Consider the following 18,479-nt stretch of genomic DNA (forward strand, 5'->3'; position numbering starts at 1 on the left):
GTGGGTCATCGCTCCTCTCGGCGACCGCTCTGCTCGGCGATCGCTGTCAACCGGCCACCTGCGGCAGCACCTTGGTGCGGTAGAAGTCGAAGAAGCCGCGCTGGTCGGGGCCGATCTGATTGACGTAGACGGTGTCGAACCCGGCCTCCGCGTAAGCGTTCAGCGCGGCCACATGCGCCTCCGCGTCATCCCCGCAGACCACTTCCTCGGCGATCCGCTCGGGGGTGACGAGCCGGGCGGCCTGCTCGAACTGGCCCGGGGTGGTCAGCGTCGACAGCACCTCGCCGGGCAGTCCCTCGGTCGGCCACAGCCGGTGGGCGGTGCGCAGGGCCTCGTCGGGATCGGGGCCGTAGGCCACCTTCAGGCCGCCGCGGGCCGGTTTGCTGTTGCCCCCGGCGCCGCTGCCGCGCCGGAACCGCGCCACCAGCTCGGCGTCCGGGGTCATGGTGATGAAGCCGTCGCCGACCCGTCCGGCCAGCGCGGCGGCGGCCGATCCGAAGGCCGCGATGTCGATGGGCACCGGCTCCTCGGGCACGGTGTACAGCCGGGCGTTCTCCACCGTGTAGTGCTTGCCGTGATGGGTGACGCGGCGGCCCTCGAACAGCTGGCGCATCACCATCACGGCCTCCTCCAGCATCTCCAGCCGGATCGGCGCGGGCGGCCAGCGGTCGCCCAGTACGTGCTCGTTGAGCGCCTCGCCGCTGCCCACGCCCAGCCGGAAGCGGCCCTCCAGCAGTACCGCGCTGGTCGCGGCGGCCTGGGCCACGATGGCGGGGTGGACGCGGATGGTGGGGCAGGTCACCGCGGTCTGCACGGGCAGGCTGGTGGCCTGCGCGAGGGCGCCGATCACCGACCAGACGAACGAGCTCTGGCCCTGGGCGTCGTTCCAGGGGTGGTAGTGGTCCGAGATCCACAAATGGCTGAAACCAGCCTGCTCCGCCATCCGGGCCTGCTCGACCAGGTCCGCGGGCCCGTGTTCTTCGGCGGCCAGGAAGTAGCCGTACTCGGTCATGGGGCCCTCCTCGAGCGCGGATGCCGGCAGACGCGACGGGTAACCGGCGCCCGGGGAAGAAAACCTCGTTTGGTCCGGCCCGGGACGGGCACGCGCTCTGTGTGCTTCGGACCGGAGGCACGCCACGGGAGCGGCCCGGCTACCAGAGGCGTGACCACCGGATCACCCTTTCGTCCGGCTTCGCCTCCGTGGTGATACCGACGACAGCTCAAGGGAGATACGGCGTATGACGTCCGTACGAGCACATCCCCGAGCACACCCCAGGCATCCGCACGACGACGCCCCGGACACCTCCGCGGAGTTCCGCCGGATCGCGGCCCTGCCGGACGGACCGTCGAAGGAGACCCTGCGCCAGGATGTCGTGCGCGCCTGGATGCCCATGGCCGAGCGGCTCGCCGGCCAGTTCCGCGACCGCGGCGAGGCCACCGAGGATCTGCGGCAGGTCGCCATGGTCGGCCTGGTCAAGGCCGTCAGGCGCTATGACCCGGACCGCGGCTCGGCCTTCGAGAGCTACGCCGTCCCCACCGTGGCCGGCGAGGTCAAGCGCCTCTGCGCCCGTCTGGGCAGGCAGGCCGGTGCCCGTGCCGTCTGAGCAGGTGCCGTACGCCGATCACGCCCCGGGGGCCGGGGCGCGCTCGGCCGTGCGCGACATGGCCAGGGCGACATGGCGGGAGATCCGGTCCGCCACGCCCGCCTCCGCCATCTCGAAGGCACCGCGCCCGCCCGTACGGAAGAGCGTGAGCGCCCCCAGAACCGGTCCCGTACCGGCGCGCAGGGGGATGCACAGCAGCGAGGTGACCTCCTCCCGCACCAGCACCGGAGCGCCCGTCGCGTCCCGGCCGAAGGCGTCGGCGTCGACCGGGCTCACCCGCAGCGCGGAGGCCCCCTCGTACAGCGCGTCCACCACCAGCGGGCAGTCGGCCGGATCCTGCTCGGCCAGGGGCGCCGTACGGTCGCCCGACGCGTCCCGGGGGCCGAGCGCCACCACCCGACGCGGGTTGCCGGGACCGTTCTCCGGGGCCAGGTCGGCGATCACCCAGTCCGCGAACCGGCCGTGCAGCACCTGCGCGGCCGCGGTCAGCGCCGCCTCCGGGCCGCCTCCGGCCGGTACCGCCCTGAGCAGCGCCGCCGTCATGTCGTCCACCAGGTCGAGCAGCTCGGCATGGCGGGACACCTCGCCCAGATCCGGCCGGGACTCCTGGGCCCACGCCCCGGCCGCCCCCTCGTCCGCCGACGGACCGGCCACCCCGGGCTGGAACGTCGCCAGCACCGCCGGATGGGGCTCGCCCGGCGGCCGCAGCGCGGCCAGGGTCACCCGCACCTCCCCGTGGATGGGCGGCTGCGACAGCCACACCGTCAGACTGCGGTCGCCCTCGCCGCGCGCGACCGCGGCGACCTGCGAGCGCAGCGCCGCCTGCCCGTCGCGCCGCAGCGCGGCGGTGAGCGGGCGACCGGTGGCGTATCCGGCCCGGGTGTGGAACACCTGGGTGGCGGTGAAGTTCATGCGCCGCACCACGGCATCGCGGTCCAGCAGCACCGTGGCGATCGGCAGCCGCTGGAACAGCGCCCGCAGCAGCTGCTGCTCCTGCGGGTCGCCCCGGCCGCCGCCGGGGCCCCGGGACGAGTCGGCCGTCAGCTCCTCGTACCGTGGCCACAGCACATCCGCCACATGCTGGAGTTCGAAGAGAGCGGCGTCCAGCAGGGAAGGCCGCTCGTGCGCGGGCAGCGCCCGCGCGGTCCGCAGCTCGTCCACCCGTCTGCGGAAGTCTGAGAGCTCCGCCCCAAACTCCTGTGCGTCTGGCATGGCCACACCGTAGCCTGCCCGCACTCGCGGGGGCACATGGGTGATGTTTTCCACTCAAGGGCGTGGAGACCCGAAAAGACCGGGCCCTGGAAGGACCGGGCCGGACAGTACGTCGCACCGGAGCGAAGGAGTGAACTCGGCGATGCCCGACCGTACGCACATCCGCGCGGCCTTCCAGACCGACGCACCCTCCCTCGGGCGCGGTCTGGCCGAACTGGCCGAGCAGGCCGCCGCGGGCACACCCGAGAGCTGTGGGGCCACCGCCACCGCCGTACTCGCAGAGGAGCCCTCCGGCGGTGCGGACGCCGACCGGACCACGGCGGCCACCCACCCCGATCTCTCCGCGCTGGTGTCGGTCCAGCTGCGGGTGGGGGAGGGCCCGATCCTCGCGGCGCTGGACACCGGCCGCCCGGCGGGCGCCGACGATCTGCTCCACGACGACCGCTGGCCGCGCTACCGGGCGCGGGCGCTGGACGCGGGCGTGCGGTCCTCCGCCTCCCTGCCGTTCGCCTGCGACGGGCTCACCGTGACCGTCTCGGTCTACGGGCTGCGCCCGGGGCCGCTGCGGAAGGCCGCCCAGGGCGCCACCGGGCTGCTCGGCGACCTGGCCACCGAGAGCATGGCCCGTGACCGGCTCTACCGCGCCGCCCTGGTCCAGGTCGACCAGCTGGACACGGCGCTGCGCAGCCGGCCGGTGGTGGACCAGGCGTGCGGAATCGTGATGTACGTCCTGGGCTGCGACCCGGACCAGGCGTTCGACCTGCTGCGCCGACTCTCCCAGCGGACCAACCGCAAGCTGGCGGAGCTCGCCGAGACCGTGGTGCGCACCCGCGGCCGCGGCCTGGAGCGGAACCTCATCGAGTTCGGCCGGTCAGCTGCTCCCGGACCCGGTCGGCGAGAGTCCGGCCCGGACCGGGACCTTCCGGGCTGACCGGGGGCACCCCGCGCACCGCGGCCGCCGCCTCGCCGACCCGCAGGCCCAGCGCCATCCGCTCCTCGGGGGTGAGCCGCTCCCGCAGCTCGGGGAAGACCAGGTCCTCCTCGCCGCGGATATGCATGGACACCACGTCCATCAGCTCCCGGACCAGCGGGTCGAACCGCCGGTCCCGGGGGTCCACGGCGTCCAGGTCGGACAGGATCCGCTCGGCCTCGGTCAGCTCCTCGATCTCCTCGTCGGCGATCCGGTCGCCGTTCGGCAGCGCCTTGCGGACCGTGGGGTACAGATGGACCTCCTCGGTCACGGAGTGCCGCACCACCGCCACCGTCATCCGGTCGACCAGCTGCCGCCGCAGCTCCGGATCGGTGGTGGTGCGGTACCCCTCGAAGAGGTCGCGCACCGCGTGGTGGTCCGCGGTGAGCAGGGTCACCACATCGTGTTGTTCCGGCGTCGCTGTCATGGCGCCCGGGTCCCCCGGGCCCCTTCCGCGAAACGGGGCCGGAGATCTGCGAAGGTGGACATTACATGGGCGGTGACCCGCCGGACACGGGCGGAGGTGTGGACGGAATGCAGCGGCAGTGGACCGCCCCGGCACCGGCGGACCGGGACGACGGCGGGCTGCCGGTCCTCCCGGAGCTGCTCGACAGCTTCGTCGCGGCGGCCGGCCATACCGCGCCGGAGCCGGTCGGCGGCTCGGCCGGGCTGCGCTCGGCGGCCTGCGGCTACTGGTCGCGGCGCGGGCTGTGGACCGACCCGGAGCATGTCGTGGTCGCCCCCGGCGCCGAGCCGCTGCTGCTGGCGCTGCTCGCCTCGGCCCCCGGCGGCGATGTGCTGCTGCCCCGCCCCTGCGCCGCCTGGTACGCGCCGCTGGTGCGGCTGGTGGACCGGCGCTCCCACCACGCGCCCGTTCCGGCCGAATGCGGGGGGCTGCCCGATCCGTTCGCGCTGCTGGAGATCGTGCGCAGGATCCGCGCCGAGGGCGGGGTGCCCCGGGTCCTGCTGCTCTCGGCGGCCGACGACCCCACCGGCACGGTGGCCCCGCCTGAGCTGCTGCACGAGGTGTGCGAGGCGGCCGTGGCCGAGGGGCTGCTGATCGTCAGCGACGAGACCTGGCGGGACACCGTCCACCATCCGCAGGGCACGGTGCTGCTCAGCCCGGCCGAGATGTCCCCCGAGAACGTGATCGTGCTCTCCGATCTGGCGGGCGCCTTCACCCCGGCGGGCTGGCCCGCCGCGATCGCCCGGTTCCCCGCGACCGAGCGCGGGGCGGAGCTGCGCGGCCGGGTGCTGTCCCTGCTCACCGCCGTACGCTCCGGGATGCCCGCGCCCATCGCGGCGGCCGCCGCGTACGCCCTCGACGAGCCCGAGCCGGTACGGGACCGGATGGCGGCCACCGCCAGGGCGCACGGGGCCGTGGCCGTGGCCGCCTACCGCGCGCTGACCGCCGTCGGGGCGCTGGCCCGGCCGCCGCAGGCCGGCCGGCACCTCTACGCCGACCTCGACGAGCTGCGCGGGGTGCTCGCGGCCCGGGGCATCACCGACTCGGTGGAGCTGGAGCGCGAGCTGGTGCGGCGGATCGGCCGGAGCGTGGCCGGGGGCCACCGCTTCGGCGACCCCCCGCACACCCTGCGACTCCGGCTGGCGACCCTGCCGCTGCTCGGCGCGGCGGAGGAGTCGCGGCTACGGGCGCTCCGGACGCCGGATCCGCTGGAACTGCCCCATGTGGCCACGGCGTTGGGCGCCTTCGAGGCGGCCTTCCGCGATCTGATCGAAAGCAGTCCGGTGACCTGAGCCGCCCCGGACCCCGGCCATGGACCTCCATGGCGCGCCGGCACCGAAGGGCCGGCCCGGACACGGCCCAGATACGGAAGGGAGCCAGGCCATGACCGACCACGCCGAGCAGGCGGAACCGGCGGAGCCGACGGAACCGGCCGGGCGCCGCCGCGCCCGGCCCGGCGCCGCCGCCCGGCCCCGACTGGCCCCGCCCCCCACCGAACCGGGCAAGCCCGAGCCGCCCGCCCCCGAACCGCCCGGCCCCGAGTCGGCCGCCCTCGAACCGACCGGCCCCCAGCCGCGCGGTCCCGGGTCGGCTGGCCCTGAGTCGGTCGCCCTCGAACCGGCCGGTCCCGAGCCGACCGCCCTCGAACCGGCCAGCCCCCAGCCGCGCGGCCCCGAACCGGCCGGTCCCGAGCAGACTGGTCCCGAGTCGGTCGCCCTCGAACCGCCCGCCCTCGAACCGCCCGGCCCCCAGCCGGGCGTCCCCGAGTCGACCGCCCCCGTGCCGGGTGCCCCGCGTTCGCCGGGGGAGATTCGTAGCTGGCCGCCGTCGTTCGCCGACCGGCTCACCTCGCCGCTGCCGGGGGTGCGGGCGCTGGCGCGGCTGGCCCGGGAGGGACGGCTCAGACCGCCCGTGGAGACGCTCCGCCAGATCCCCGAGCTGCCCTTCGAACCGGGGCCGCTGCCGCTCACCGGCCCCGGCCGGACCGCGCTCACCTGGGCCGGGCACGCCAGTTGGGTGGTGCGGATCGGCGGGCTCACCGTGCTCACCGACCCGGTCTGGGCCCGTAAGATCCTCGGCACCCCGGCCCGGGTCACTCCGGTGGGGGTCCGCTGGGAGGACCTGCCGCCCGTCGACGCGGTCGTCATCAGCCACAACCACTACGACCATCTGGACGCGCCCACGGTCAAACGGCTGCCGAAGGCGACGCCGGTCTTCGTGCCCGCCGGGCTCGCCCGCTGGTTCCGGGCGCGCGGATTCACCCGGGTGACCGAGCTGGACTGGTGGGAGGCGGCCGAACTGCCCGGCGTGGACGGCCCGGTCCGCTTCGACTTCGTCCCGGCCCACCACTGGAGCAAGCGCACCCTCACCGACACCTGCCGCTCGCTGTGGGGCGGATGGGTCATCACCGCGCCCGACGGACAGCGGGTGTACTTCGCCGGGGACACCGGCTACGGCCACTGGTTCCGGCAGATCGGCCGCCGCTACCCGGGCATCGATGTCGCGCTGCTGCCCATCGGCGCGTATGAGCCGCGCTGGATGCTGGGCGGGGTGCACACCGATCCGGAGGAGGCCGTACAGGCGCATCTGGACCTGGGGGCGCGGATGCTGGCGCCCATGCACTGGTCCACCTTCCTGCTCTCGGCCGAGCCGCCCCTGGAGCCGCTGCACCGGATCCGCGCGGCCTGGGAGGCCACCGGGCGTCCGCGCGAGGAGCTGTGGGATCTGCCGGTCGGGGCGTCCCGCGTGCTCGAACAGGCCGGGTCACGAGGCGGCCAAGTGGGGTAACACGGTGCATAAGTGATGAGTGGAACATAAGTGGCGAGCGGTGCGGGGCGCACCTAACTTCCTTTTCATGCGCACACCTAAACTTCGCCACCTCGCCGGCCTCACGGCCGTCCTCGTCGTCGAACTCGCCCAGCTCCCCGCGGCCCACGCGGCCCCCGTCGACCAGGCCGCGACCCGCCATGTGGTCCAGCCCGGCCAGTCCATCCAGGCCGCCGTGGACGCCGCGAAGCCCGGCGACACCATCGAGATCCGGCCCGGCACCTACCGGGAGAACATCCAGATCACCACCGACCGGCTGACCCTGGTCGGCGCGGGTGAGTCCACCGTGCTCTCCCCGGCCGCGAAGCCGTCGGCCAACGCCTGCGGCGAGGCCGGCCACGGCATCTGCGTCACCGGGACGGCCGAAGACCCCGTCTCGGATGTCCGGATCGGCTCACTGAAGGTCACCGGCTTCGCCAAGAACGGCATCTGGGGCTCCGGCACCGACCGGATGACCGTACGGAACACCACCACCGAGGACAACGGTCAGCAGGGCATGGGCCAGGAGATGTCCACCCGCGGCACCTTCGTCGACAACGTCTCCCGCGGCAACAAGCAGTCCGGCGTCTTCCTGGCCAACACCATCGACGCCGAGGGCGGCGCCACCGACGCCCTGGGCACCCTGGTGGCCGGGAACCAGCTCAGCGGCAACCGGACCGGGGTCGTGGTCCGCCGGCTGCGCGACCTCTCGGTCGAGGGGAACACCATCACCGCCAACTGCGCCGGGGTGTTCATCGTCGGCGACGAGTCGACCCCGCGCGCCGGGGACCTGAACGTCCGCCACAACTCCGTCTACCAGAACAACGCCTACTGCGAGGCCACCGACCGGCTCCCCTTCATCCAGGGCGCCGGCATCGTGCTCACCGGCACCGAGGGCACCCGGGTGACGGGCAACCAGGTGAACGACAACGTGGGCACCTCGCCCATGTCCGGCGGGATCGTGCTCTACACCAGCGTCGTCGGCGCCCCCAACGCCAAGAACGCCATCAGCCGGAACGTGATGAGCGGCAACAAGCCCGCCGACCTCGCCGACCGCGACAAGGGCCCCGACAACACCTTCACCGACAACGTGTGTGAGCTGTCCGCGCCCACGGGCCGGTGCTGAGAGGCGGCGACATGACCACTGTGGACACCGACAGAGCCGACGCGGCACAGCCCCCACCGGCCGCCACGCTCCCGCCGCCCATGCGGCTGCGCGAAATCGTCTTCGGCGCCGCACGGGCGGCCTCGGTGCGCGCCGCGGTCCGGCTGCGCATCGCCGACGCGCTGGGCGACCGGCCCGCCTCCATCGGCGAGCTGGCCTCCGCCGTGGACGTCGAGCCCGATCCGCTGCGCCGGCTGCTGCGCTCCCTGGCCTGCTGCCAGATCTTCGCCGAGACCGAGGACGGCCGCTTCCGGCACACCGAGATGTCCCGGCTGCTGCGCGAGGACACCCCGGGCAGCCTGCGCAACATCGCCCTGTGGTGCACCGAGCCATGGACCTGGGAGGCGTGGCCGCTGCTGGACCGGGCGGTGCGCACCGGCGGCTGTGTCGTCAACGAGATCTACGGCAAGGACTTCTTCGCCTATCTCCACGAGGACGCGCCCGAGTCGGCCCGGGTGTTCGACGCCGCGATGACCACCTCCAGCCGGCAGTCCGCCACCGACGTCGCCGCCTTCCTCGACCTCGACGGGGTGAAGGAGGTGGTGGACATCGGCGGCGGCCAGGGGCATGTGCTGGCCAGCCTGCTGGAGAAGCACCCGGCGCTGCACGGCGCGCTGCTGGACCTGCCGCAGGTGGTGGCGCACGCCGACCCGCGGCTGCGGGACGGCGGGGCGCTGGCCTCGCGGGCCACGCTCGTGCCCGGCGACTGCCGCCGCGAGGTCCCCGTCGAGGCCGACCTCTACATCATCAAGAACATCCTCGAATGGAACGACGAGAGCACCCGCCGGACGCTCGCCAACGTGGTCGCGGCGGCGCGCCCCGGCGCCAGGGTGGTCGTCATCGAGAACCTCGTCGACAACAGCCTGTCCTCCTTCACCACGGCGATGGACCTGTTCCTGCTGCTCAATGTGGGCGGCCGGAAGCACACCGAGGAGAGCATGGTGGCGCGGATGACCGAGGCCGGTCTGAACGTGACCGACATCCGCCCCGTCAACGGCTCCCTGCACGCCTTCGACTCCACGGTGGTGCCACCAGGCAGCCCGTAACGCCCGCGGCGACACCGGGGTCCAGGGGCGGAGCCCCTCGGAAAGACCGCCCCGTAGCCGCATCAACACCACGTCGGTGCCCGCGTCGTCCGTCCTCGACGACGCGGGCACCGTAGGCGTTTCTCCGTCAGCTGTACCGGTACGTGGTGAGGTGCGCGAACACCACCACATTGGCCGTGTAGTCCTTGGCCGCGTGGTCATAGGCCCCACCGCAGGTGATCAGCCGCAGCTGGGCGTTGGGGGTGTCCCCGTAGACCTGCTTGTCCGGGAAGGCGTTCTTCTTGAACGTCTTCACCTTGTCGACCACGAAGGTCGCCACGATCCCGTCCTCGCGGGTGATGGCCACCTTGCTCTTCGGCTTGAGCTGGCCGAGGGTGTAGAACACCGCCGGACCGATCTTGGTGTCCACATGCCCGGCCACGATGGCGTTGCCGCGCTCACCGGGCGAGGGACCGCCCTGGTACCAGCCCACCAGGTTCTGGTCGGTGTCCGGGGGCGGGACCAGCACGCCCGCGGCGTCCAGCGACAGCGGGGTGAAGGGCGCGCTCACCCCGATCGAGGGGATGTCCAGATGGGAGGCGGGGGAGCGCGGCAGCGCGGGTCCCGGACGCGACTCGGGCGCGGTCGTGGACTCCGGGGAATCCGCGTACGCGTCCTCGTTGGAGGTGTCGCTGTCCGGTTCGGAGATGGACGCGGGGGCGCTGGTCGCGGGCCGGGCCGACGGGGTGTTCTGGGAGGCGGCGTCCACGGAGTTGTAGATGAGGAATACGCCGATGAGGGCCGACGCGGCGGCCCAGCGGAGAATGCGGGTGTTGCCATCGGCAGCGCCCTGCTTGGCCGGCTTTCCCATAGGGGTGTTCGCCTTTCTCACGGCCGCTTTTCTCATAGCGCTCGTGGAACTGCCGTGGCACCACCGCTCGGCGGAGGTGCCACGGCAGTACTGAATACGAAGAGTCAGGCTCAGATCGCGGTGCCGGTCGGCTTGCGGCGACGCAGGGCGTAGGCACCGGCGCCGAGGCCACCGAGGAGCAGGACCGAGCCGGCGGCCATGCCACTGCCCGTGGTGGCCATGCCGCCACCACCGGTGTGGACGCCACCGCGCGGCTTCTCGCCCTTCTCGTGGTCCTTCCAGTCGCCACCGGACCAGTCGTGGTCCTTCTTACCGGACCACTCGTGCTCCTCCTTGCCACGGCCGGACCAGTCGTCCTCGTCCTTGCCGTGGGAGGAGGACCAGTCGCGCTCGCCGCCCTCGTCCTTGCCCTTCATCTCCTCCTTGCCGTGCTCTTCTTCCTTGCCGTGCTCTTCCCGGCCTTCCTCGCGGCCGTGGTCTTCCTTGTCCTTCCAGGAGCTGCCGCCCTGGCCGTAGCCGTCCTCGGAGGACTCCTGGCTGCTCGAGTACCCGCCGTGGCCGCCCGGGTCCGAGACGTCGGCGGCGAACGCGGCGGCGGGGGCGCCCAGGGTCAGGGTGGCGGCAATCGCCGCCCCGGTGAAGAGTGCGCGAGTAGATCGCATGAGCCATTCCTTCCGGCGCCGTCGCGATACTGACTATTTGCCAGATAAAGGGATCGCAGCGGCGTCTTGTCCACCGTCAGCGAAGTGGGCTCCCCCTGCCACTCGGCGCGGCCTGCGATCTGCTCGGTTGTAAGCCCTCTGGGTGGAGATAAGCGCAATGATCACTCATTTGCCGCGCGAATGGGCTGATGCCCTTTCACCTTTTCGGCAGACAACATTCCGATGAGCCCGGTAGTGTGAGATTTCCGCGCCCGGTGCATAACCCACACGCGACACCGTACGAAAGACGCCGTACGGAAGACATACGAAAAGGGCCGCCGGGAGGCGAACTCCGTCGGCGGCCCCGTGCGGCGCGATGCGTGCGCTAGCCGTGGTCGCGGTCCCAGCGGTAGAACTCATGGGCCATGGCGTCCTTGGGCTCGCGCCAGGTCTCCGGGTCGTACGCCCGCATATACGGCTGGAGGCGGGCGCTGACGTCGCGGAACTCCGGATGCTTGGAGTACTTGGTGACCTCGGCGGCCGGCGGCCGCTCCGCCTCGATCAGATGCAGATACACATCGCCGAACTGGAAGAGGCTGCGGCCGGTGACGCCGATCAGCCCGGGCAGTTCGCCGCGGTCGGAGTCCGCGAAGATCTTGGCCACCTGCGGCGCCGCGTCCCGCTGCATCTTGGCGACGATCATGGTGCGGTACATGGTCACGCCCCCACCGTCTCCCGGGCCCGCTGCTCGATCTTGTCCCGGATCAGATCCATCTGGATACGGGAGTTGCGGTTGATGTGGTCCGTCATCGTGGGGTCGTCGACCGGCGCGTCGGGCCGCATCTCGAAGTCCTGGGTCCAGCGCATGCGGGTGCCCTCGGGCTCCTCCTCGTACTCCCAGCGGATGTTCATGTAGGCGAAGGGGCCGGGCTCGACGCGGCGCGCCCAGACCGTGCGCACATCGCGGGCCGTCTCCCGCTCGGAGACCCAGGACCAGACCTTGCCGTCCTCGTCGGGGTGCATGGTCAGGCGGAAGGTGGTGGTGTCCCCGGTCCGCTGGAGCACCTCGACCGAGGCGTACTCGCTGAACAGCTGCGGCCAGTTCTCCAGGTCGTTGGTCATGTTCCAGACGAGGTCGAACGGTGCCTTGATCATGACCTCGTTGTCGGTGTGGCCTGCCATCTTCATGCTCCTGGGGTAAGTGAGGTGTTGATGACGTCGAGGAAGTCACCGGGGGTCTTGCAGCTCTCGGCCCCCGGTTCGATCGGGGTGCCGTACCGGTTCTCCAGCTCGCCGACGATGGCGAGCAGACCGAGCGAGTCCAGGCCGTACTCCTCGAAGGTGGAGTCCGGCCGGGTCCGCATCATGTCCGGGTCGACGGTGAGCCCTGCGCACCGCTTCATCAGCGTGGCCAGCTCCCCGTAGGACAGTTGACTGGACATCAGTAATCTCCTTCCGGTCCGCGGAGCACGAGCGCCGCGTTGCAACCCATGAGTCCTCGGCTGAGCACCAGCGCCGTCCGCGGCTCGGCGGGGCGGGAGCTGCGGGTGACGAGGTCGAGGTCATGGCAGACGTCGGTGACGTACGGGGTCGGGGGCACCACGCGGTGCTCCATGGAGAGCAGCGCGGCCGCCACGTCCAGCGTGGGAGCCGCACAGTGCACCCGGCCGAAGCCGGTCTTCGGCGCGGTCACCGGGACCCGGGTGCCGTGCGGCCCGAGGGCGTCGGCGATCGCCAGCGCCTCGGCGCGGTCGGCCTCGGGCACCCCGAGCGCGTCGGCGAAGACCATGTCGATCTCCTCCGGCGCGCACTCCGCGTCCTCCAGGGCCACGCGGATGGCCTGGGCGAGCCCCTCCCGGGACCGCTCCCACCGGGACGGCCCGGTGAAGGTCGAGCCGTAGCCGGCGATGAAGCCCCGGATCCGCACCCCGCGGCGCCGGGCGGCCCCCTCCTCCTCCACGACCAGCATCGCCCCGCCCTCCCCGGGCGCGAATCCGCAGGCGTCCTCGGTGAACGGCAGATAGGCCCGGCCCGCGTCGCGGGCCCGGCTGACCTCGTCCCAGCCGAGCATGCAGACGATGGAGTACGGCGCCATCGACGCCTCGGAGGCGCCCGCCACCACCGCGTCCGCCCCCCGCCGGATGGACCGGCGGGCGTGCGCGAGCGCGTCCAGACCGCCGGCCTCGTCGTTCGCCACCACCCCGCAGGGGCCCTTGAACCCGCCGCGGATGGAGACCTGGCCGGTGCTGGCCGCGTAGAACCAGGCGATGGACTGGTACGGGCCCACATAGCGCGGCCCCTTGCCGTACAGCTGCTGGAGCTCGCGCTGGCCGAACTCACCGCCCCCGGAACCGGCGGCGGTCACCACGCCCACGGCGAACGGCGACATGTCGTCCACCGGCAGCTTGGCGTCGTCCAGCGCGAGATCGGCCGAGGCCATCGCGAAGTGGGTGAAGCGGTCGGTCTGGACGAGGAACCGCTCCTCGATCATCGAGCCCGGATCGAAGCCGCGGACCTGGCCGCCGATCCGGACCGGGAAGTGCTCACTGCCCTCGCGGGAGATCCGGTCCAGGCAGGTGATCCCCTCCCGGGTGGCCTTCCAGAAGGCGTCGGTGCCCACTCCGCCCGGGGCGATCACACCGAGGCCCGTGACGGCCGCGCCCCGGTTCCGGGTGTTCTTCGCCGATGTCATGCCGCACTCCCGTCCGCCCGGCTCAGCACCACCGCGGACTGGAAGCCGCCGAAGCCGCTGCCGACCGACAGCACATTGCGCAGCGGGAGGGCGCGGGCGGTGCGCGGGACATAGTCGAGGTCGCATTCGGGGTCGGGGGTCTCGTAGTTGGCCGTCGGCGGCACCACGCCATGGGCGAGGGCCATGGCGCAGGCGACCACCTCGATGGCGCCGATCGCCCCCAGGGAATGGCCCACCATGGACTTGATCGAGCTCATGGGGGTCTTGTACGCGTGCTCGCCCAGGGACCGCTTCACGGCCGCCGTCTCATGCCGGTCGTTCTGCTTGGTGCCCGAGCCGTGCGCGTTGACGTAGTCGACCTCGGAGCTGTTGACGCGGGCGTGGCCGAGCGCGTGGTCGATCGCCTCGGACATCTCAAGACCCTCACGGGTCAGACCGGTCATGTGGTAGGCGTTGCCGTAGGTGGCGAACCCCCGGAACTCGCAGTAGACCCGCGCCCCTCGGGCCCGGGCGTGCTCCAGCTCCTCCAGGACCAGCACGGCGGCGCCCTCGCCGAGGACGAAGCCGTCCCGGTGGGCGTCGAACGGCCGGGACGCGGTGGCCGCGTTGTCGTTGTTCGCCGAGGTGGCCTTGATCGAGTCGAAGCAGGCCACGGTCAGCGGGGTGATCGGCGAGTCCGCGGCCCCGGCGACGCACACATCGGCCCGCCGCTCCTCGATGGCCTGGAAGGCGTATCCGATCGCGTCCAGACCGGAGGTGCAGCCGGTGGAGACGGACTGCACCGGGCCCTGAGCGCCGGTCAGTTCCGCCACCCCGGAGGACAGCGCGCTCGGCGAGAAAGCGTGCTGAAGGTGCGGGCCCGCCTTGCGGTGGTCCACGTCCCAGTGCTCACCGGCGTCGCTCACCTTGACGTAGTCCTGCTCCAGCCGGGTGGACGCGGCGACGGCGCTGCCCAGCGAAACCCCTATCCGCCAGGGGTTGAGCGCCTGGAGGTCGAGACCGGAGTCCCGTACCGCCTCCTGGGCCGCCACCAGCGCGAACTGCACATAGCGGTCGGAGCGTTCGATCTGCTCGAAGCTCAGACCGTGGGCCAGCGGGTCGAAGTCGCATTCGGCGGCGATCCGGGAGCGGAACCGCTCCGCGTCGAAGAGCGTGATGTTCCGGGTGGCCGTACGGCCCGCGGTGAGCATGTCCCAGAACGCCGGGACGCCCACACCCCCGGGGGCGACGACACCGAGCCCGGTGACCACCACCCGTCGGGTCACGACGTCGCCTCGGCGGGTTCGGCGGCCTCCGTGTCCACGTGACCGAGCTCGGGGCGCGGCGCCAGGGGCCCGAGGTGGAAGACCATCCGGGCCTCGGTGCTCCCCACATTGCGGAACCGGTGCCGCATGTTGATGGGGATCAGGATCGCCTGGTCGGGGTGGAGCGGATGTGCCTCGCCGTCCAGGTCCACCTCCAGGTCGCCGCTGACGACGTACACGAACTCCTCGGAGTACGGGTGGTAGTGCTCGGCGACCCGTTCACCGGGCCCCACGATGGCCATCCCCATGAAACCGCTCGTGGCGCCCACCAGAGGCGGTGTGAGCATGGCGCGCACATCGCCACCGCGCCGGCGGTTGGGGGCGACCGCGGCGAGGTCGACGACGAGAGGGGACTGCGTGGTCATGATGAGTTCCTCCAGGTAGCGTTGCGCGGTCCGCGCCACGGGGTGGAAAGGTGCGAGGGGGAGAGGCGTCGTCAGCGGTCCGCCGACTTGCGGTCGGTGATCGGGGTCATGTCGCAGTCGGCGAGGAAGCGGCGCTGCCCGTCGTCCATGGACAGGTCGACCACCGCCCCGTCCGCCCCGAGGTCCAGCAGGCGGCCCAGTACGGCGGCGGCCCGCCGGCCGCTCACACCGGCCGCCATGGCGGGGTTCCGGTCCAGCGGCACGGCCAGGTCCACCAGCCGCACCACGATGTCGTCACGCTGGAAGATGGTGCTGCTCAGCAGGGTCTTGGCGGACTGCTCGGCGGCCATCTCCTTGTTCACCGCGAGCTCGTCCTGCCGGGCCAGCAGACTGGCCACCGCCGGGCCGCAGCCGGTCTTGACCGGGTAGAGCAGGGCGTGCCGGTGGACGCCCTGGGCGGGGCGCGGCCCGCCGGCCGTCATGTGGTGGACCACCGGCAGCGAGGCGCGGGCGAAGAACTCCCGTGCCGAGCTGGGGTCGTCGAGGTTGCGGTCCTCCTCCAGATACGGATTGAGGGCCTCCTCGGCGGCCCTGATCTCCGGCTGCCGGGCCACGAAGCGCAGCGCCGCGGTCAGATCGCCCTTGACCTCCACGGCCCGCACCACCCGGTTGCCGCTCATGAACACCGAGGTGCGGGAGAGCCGGGTGGTCTCGTCGACCCGGGCCTGGGGCGAGGCGTAATCGGCAAGGATCTTGGCGACGGCGTCCTCGCTGCCGGGCTGCACGGTGAAGGTGAGCGCCTGCCGGACCAGCCCGTCACCGACCCGCAGCGCGGCGTCGACGCCCCGGGTGGTGACATCGACCGGCGCGGACCCGGCGGTCAGGGTCTCCCGCAGGATGCTGAACCGCAGTGAGCGGGTGTCCTCCACACAGCCGTGAAAGGGCTTGACCATCTCCCGGTGCGCGGGGGAGTCCACCCAGGCGAGGAACGGAGGGGCGCTTTCCCATTCGCTGGTGATCAGCCACTGCGAGGGATTCTCGATCGACTGGCACAGCTGGTCGCTGATGTGCCCGGGTACCGCGGCCACCTGCTGGGACAGTTGATCGTAGGCACGCAAAAAGCGCTGCTCGGCACCGCTGTTGACCTGCACCAGCAATACGACGCGCAATCTGGTGTCGGTGAGAGCGGATTCCACGGTCGTCGGCGATTGGTCCACCGTGGTCTCCGGAACGTCGGACAGGGTGCTCATATTCCACTCCTTATTTCGCGGACGCGTCCTTCCGGGCATCGAGGACACCCGCCCGTTAGACGATCGTGGAGCGCTCCCACCAATGGCGCGAGATATGTGAGCCATCTGAGCGAACGCCTGGTCAGCGCCCCGGAGCGGCCCGGAAACACCGGGCATAGCAGCAAAATGAACCGTCTTGCCGACAATGCTGAGCGTGTGCCCGTCCTCATCGCGGGTGGCTCCCTGGTGGGCCTGTCCGCCTCACTGTTCCTGGGCCGACTGGGGATCGGTCATCTGCTGGTCGAGAAACACCCGCGCACCTCGCACCACCCGCGCGGACGGGGGAACAACATCCGGACGATGGAACTCTTCCGCACCGCCGGAGTGGAGCCCGCGATCCGCGAGGCCGCGTCCGTCCTGGCCGACAACCACGGAATCCTCCAGACTCCGTCCCTCACCGGTACGGAGGGCGACTGGCTCTTCCGGGAGCTGGACCCCGATGGCAAGGCCGCCCGGATCAGCCCCGCCGGATGGTGCCTGTGCAGCCAGAACGACCTGGAGCCGGTGCTGCTGAACGCGGCCCAGGGGCTCGGTGGCGAACTGCGGTTCTCCACCGAGCTGATCTCCTTCGAGCAGGACGCGGACGGCGTCACCGCCACCCTCCTGGACCGCAGGTCCGAGCGGCGCTCCACGGTCCGCGCCGACTACCTCATCGCCGCCGACGGGCCCCGCAGCCCGGTGCGCGAGGCGCTCGGCATCGGGCAGAGCGGACGGGGTGAGCTGTTCCACAACGTGTCCATCACCTTCCGCGCCAAGCGGCTCGCGGACGCGGTCGGGGACCGCCACTTCATCGCGTGCTACCTCACCAACCCCGAGGCCGACGGGGCGCTGCTGCCCGTCGACAACCAGGAGAGCTGGGTCTTCCACGCCCCCTGGCACCCCGAGCGCGGCGAACCGCTGGAGGCGTTCACCGACGAGCGCTGCGCCCAGCACATCCGCACCGCCGTCGGCATGCCCGACCTGGAGGTCGAGGTCACCGGAAAGGCCCCCTGGCACGCGGCCGAGCGGGTGGCGGACCACTACTCCGACGGCCGGGTCTTCCTCGCCGGGGACTCCGCCCACGAGATGTCGCCCACCGGCGCCTTCGGATCCAACACCGGTATCCAGGACGCCCACAACCTGGCGTGGAAGCTCGCCGCCGTCATGGGCGGCTGGGCGGGCCCCGCGCTGCTGGAGACCTACGGCATGGAACGGCGGCCGGTCGCCCAGGCCACCAGCGCCCGCGCCGCCGCCCGCTCGGCCGAACACAGCCACCCCGGCTACTCGGCACCGGCCACCGAGGCCCAGGGCCCGCGGTCCAATGTCATGGCCGTCGCCATGGGCTACCGCTATGTGCGGGGCGCGGTCGCGGGCGCCGACCCCGCCGCCCCCGCGGTGCCCGACCACTTCACGGTCTCGGCCGAGCCCGGCAGCCGCGCACCCCATATGTGGGTGCACCGCTGCGGGGTGCGGCTGTCCACCCTCGATCTGTACGAGCGCACCTGTGTACTGCTCACCGGGCCGGGCGGCGCCGCCTGGCACGAGGCCGGCCGCCGCACCGCCGACGCCCTCGGCGTCCCCCTGGACTGCTACCGGGTGGGCGAAGGCCCGGACCACGAACTCGCCCCCGAACCGGGCACGGACTGGGCCGAACTCCACGGCACCGCCCCCGACGGAGCGGTCCTGGTCCGCCCCGACGGCTTCGTCGCCTGGCGGGCGGAACGCTCGGTCCCCGACCCGGAGGCCGCGATGGCGCGTGCGCTGCGAGAGGTTCTGCGACTGGACGGCTGACTCCGCTGGCGAGCCCCACCCCACCCCGCCCCTTCCCGATACCAGGGGCTCCGCCCCTGGACCCCGCCGGGGCTCCGCTCCGAACCCCGCCGGGGCTGTGCCCGGAGCCCCGGGCCGGGGCTGTGCCCCGAACCGGGCTTCGCCCCTTCCCCTAGCGTCGATACGCGGCTCCGCCGCGTGGCAGGCTCCGCCCCGGGCCCCGGGGTCCAGGGGCGGAGCCCCTGGTATCGGGAAGGGGCGGGGAGGGGAAAGCCCCGAGGGCGGGCGGCGGCGCACCCCGCCGCGGAAGGCGCGCTGGGC

General features: G+C 72.4%; 19 protein-coding genes. 7 read left to right on the forward strand and 12 right to left on the reverse strand.

Going from position 1 to position 18,479, the window contains the following annotated elements:
- Positions 1-46: 46 nt before the first annotated feature.
- Positions 47-1,012: a TIGR03557 family F420-dependent LLM class oxidoreductase gene (locus ACJX2R_RS38400; protein ID WP_413103830.1), complete on the reverse strand. Its 966-nt coding sequence runs from the start codon at positions 1,010-1,012 to the stop codon at positions 47-49.
- Between the two features lie 226 nt (positions 1,013-1,238).
- Here ACJX2R_RS38400 and ACJX2R_RS38405 point away from each other — a divergent pair, with 226 nt between their 5' ends.
- Positions 1,239-1,604: a sigma factor gene (locus tag ACJX2R_RS38405; protein WP_413103831.1), complete on the forward strand. Its 366-nt coding sequence runs from the start codon at positions 1,239-1,241 to the stop codon at positions 1,602-1,604.
- Positions 1,605-1,622: 18 nt separating this feature from the next.
- Here ACJX2R_RS38405 and ACJX2R_RS38410 read toward each other — a convergent pair whose 3' ends face one another.
- Positions 1,623-2,816 (reverse strand): PAS domain-containing protein, encoded by a 1,194-nt coding sequence (locus ACJX2R_RS38410; RefSeq protein ID WP_413103832.1) that lies wholly within the window; start codon positions 2,814-2,816, stop codon positions 1,623-1,625.
- Between the two features lie 142 nt (positions 2,817-2,958).
- Between ACJX2R_RS38410 and ACJX2R_RS38415 the strand changes: the two genes are divergently transcribed.
- Positions 2,959-3,747, forward strand: a complete 789-nt coding sequence (locus ACJX2R_RS38415; protein ID WP_262705514.1) for an ANTAR domain-containing response regulator — start codon at positions 2,959-2,961, stop codon at positions 3,745-3,747.
- On the opposite strand, the gene ACJX2R_RS38420 is transcribed toward ACJX2R_RS38415, so the two are convergent.
- Positions 3,671-4,213 carry a hemerythrin domain-containing protein gene (locus ACJX2R_RS38420; RefSeq protein ID WP_138916875.1) on the reverse strand — a complete coding sequence of 181 codons (543 nt, stop codon included), beginning with the start codon at positions 4,211-4,213 and terminating at the stop codon, positions 3,671-3,673. The genes ACJX2R_RS38415 and ACJX2R_RS38420 overlap by 77 nt on opposite strands.
- Positions 4,214-4,320: 107 nt before the next feature.
- Here ACJX2R_RS38420 and ACJX2R_RS38425 point away from each other — a divergent pair, with 107 nt between their 5' ends.
- From ACJX2R_RS38425 to ACJX2R_RS38440, 4 genes are all read left to right on the forward strand, one after another.
- Positions 4,321-5,544 carry a pyridoxal phosphate-dependent aminotransferase gene (locus tag ACJX2R_RS38425; RefSeq protein ID WP_413106049.1) on the forward strand — a complete coding sequence of 408 codons (1,224 nt, stop codon included), beginning with the start codon at positions 4,321-4,323 and terminating at the stop codon, positions 5,542-5,544.
- 487 nt (positions 5,545-6,031) lie between these two features.
- The gene (locus tag ACJX2R_RS38430) at positions 6,032-7,039 is read left to right on the forward strand and encodes an MBL fold metallo-hydrolase (RefSeq protein WP_413106050.1); all 1,008 of its coding nucleotides are present in this window, start codon (positions 6,032-6,034) and stop codon (positions 7,037-7,039) included.
- A gap of 67 nt (positions 7,040-7,106) precedes the next feature.
- A complete protein-coding gene (locus ACJX2R_RS38435; protein WP_413103833.1) occupies positions 7,107-8,183 on the forward strand; it encodes a nitrous oxide reductase family maturation protein NosD in 1,077 nt (358 codons plus the stop codon).
- 11 nt (positions 8,184-8,194) lie between these two features.
- Positions 8,195-9,268: a methyltransferase gene (locus ACJX2R_RS38440; protein WP_413103834.1), complete on the forward strand. Its 1,074-nt coding sequence runs from the start codon at positions 8,195-8,197 to the stop codon at positions 9,266-9,268.
- A gap of 127 nt (positions 9,269-9,395) precedes the next feature.
- Here the strand turns inward: ACJX2R_RS38440 and ACJX2R_RS38445 are convergent, their stop codons facing one another.
- From ACJX2R_RS38445 to ACJX2R_RS38485, 9 genes are all read right to left on the reverse strand, one after another.
- Positions 9,396-10,118, reverse strand: coding sequence for a class F sortase (locus ACJX2R_RS38445; protein ID WP_413103835.1), 723 nt, complete (start codon positions 10,116-10,118; stop codon positions 9,396-9,398).
- Between the two features lie 110 nt (positions 10,119-10,228).
- Positions 10,229-10,780: a hypothetical protein gene (locus ACJX2R_RS38450; protein WP_413103836.1), complete on the reverse strand. Its 552-nt coding sequence runs from the start codon at positions 10,778-10,780 to the stop codon at positions 10,229-10,231.
- Positions 10,781-11,144: 364 nt separating this feature from the next.
- Complete coding sequence (locus ACJX2R_RS38455; RefSeq protein WP_262705522.1) at positions 11,145-11,474, reverse strand: TcmI family type II polyketide cyclase; 330 nt, start codon at positions 11,472-11,474, stop codon at positions 11,145-11,147.
- A 2-nt stretch (positions 11,475-11,476) separates the two neighbouring features.
- Positions 11,477-11,941 (reverse strand): SRPBCC family protein, encoded by a 465-nt coding sequence (locus ACJX2R_RS38460; RefSeq protein ID WP_218053352.1) that lies wholly within the window; start codon positions 11,939-11,941, stop codon positions 11,477-11,479.
- Positions 11,942-11,943: 2 nt separating this feature from the next.
- Entirely contained in the window at positions 11,944-12,201 is a 258-nt protein-coding gene (locus tag ACJX2R_RS38465) for an acyl carrier protein (RefSeq protein ID WP_413103837.1), read from the reverse strand.
- A complete protein-coding gene (locus tag ACJX2R_RS38470; RefSeq protein WP_413103838.1) occupies positions 12,201-13,451 on the reverse strand; it encodes a ketosynthase chain-length factor in 1,251 nt (416 codons plus the stop codon). The genes ACJX2R_RS38465 and ACJX2R_RS38470 overlap by 1 nt, the downstream gene beginning before the upstream one ends.
- Complete coding sequence (locus tag ACJX2R_RS38475) at positions 13,448-14,716, reverse strand: beta-ketoacyl-[acyl-carrier-protein] synthase family protein (RefSeq protein ID WP_262705507.1); 1,269 nt, start codon at positions 14,714-14,716, stop codon at positions 13,448-13,450. The genes ACJX2R_RS38470 and ACJX2R_RS38475 overlap by 4 nt, the downstream gene beginning before the upstream one ends.
- Positions 14,713-15,120 (reverse strand): cupin domain-containing protein, encoded by a 408-nt coding sequence (locus ACJX2R_RS38480; protein ID WP_256653729.1) that lies wholly within the window; start codon positions 15,118-15,120, stop codon positions 14,713-14,715. Before ACJX2R_RS38480 ends, ACJX2R_RS38475 begins: the two co-directional genes overlap by 4 nt.
- A gap of 71 nt (positions 15,121-15,191) precedes the next feature.
- The gene (locus tag ACJX2R_RS38485; RefSeq protein ID WP_413103839.1) at positions 15,192-16,370 is read right to left on the reverse strand and encodes a SchA/CurD-like domain-containing protein; all 1,179 of its coding nucleotides are present in this window, start codon (positions 16,368-16,370) and stop codon (positions 15,192-15,194) included.
- 165 nt (positions 16,371-16,535) lie between these two features.
- On the opposite strand from ACJX2R_RS38485, the gene ACJX2R_RS38490 reads away from it, so the two are divergent.
- Positions 16,536-18,179, forward strand: a complete 1,644-nt coding sequence (locus tag ACJX2R_RS38490) for an FAD-dependent oxidoreductase (protein ID WP_413103840.1) — start codon at positions 16,536-16,538, stop codon at positions 18,177-18,179.
- Positions 18,180-18,479: the final 300 nt, after the last annotated feature.

Source organism: Streptomyces sp. Inha503, from assembly GCF_047215865.1.
Taxonomy (GTDB): Bacteria; Actinomycetota; Actinomycetes; order Streptomycetales; family Streptomycetaceae; genus Streptomyces; species Streptomyces lycopersici.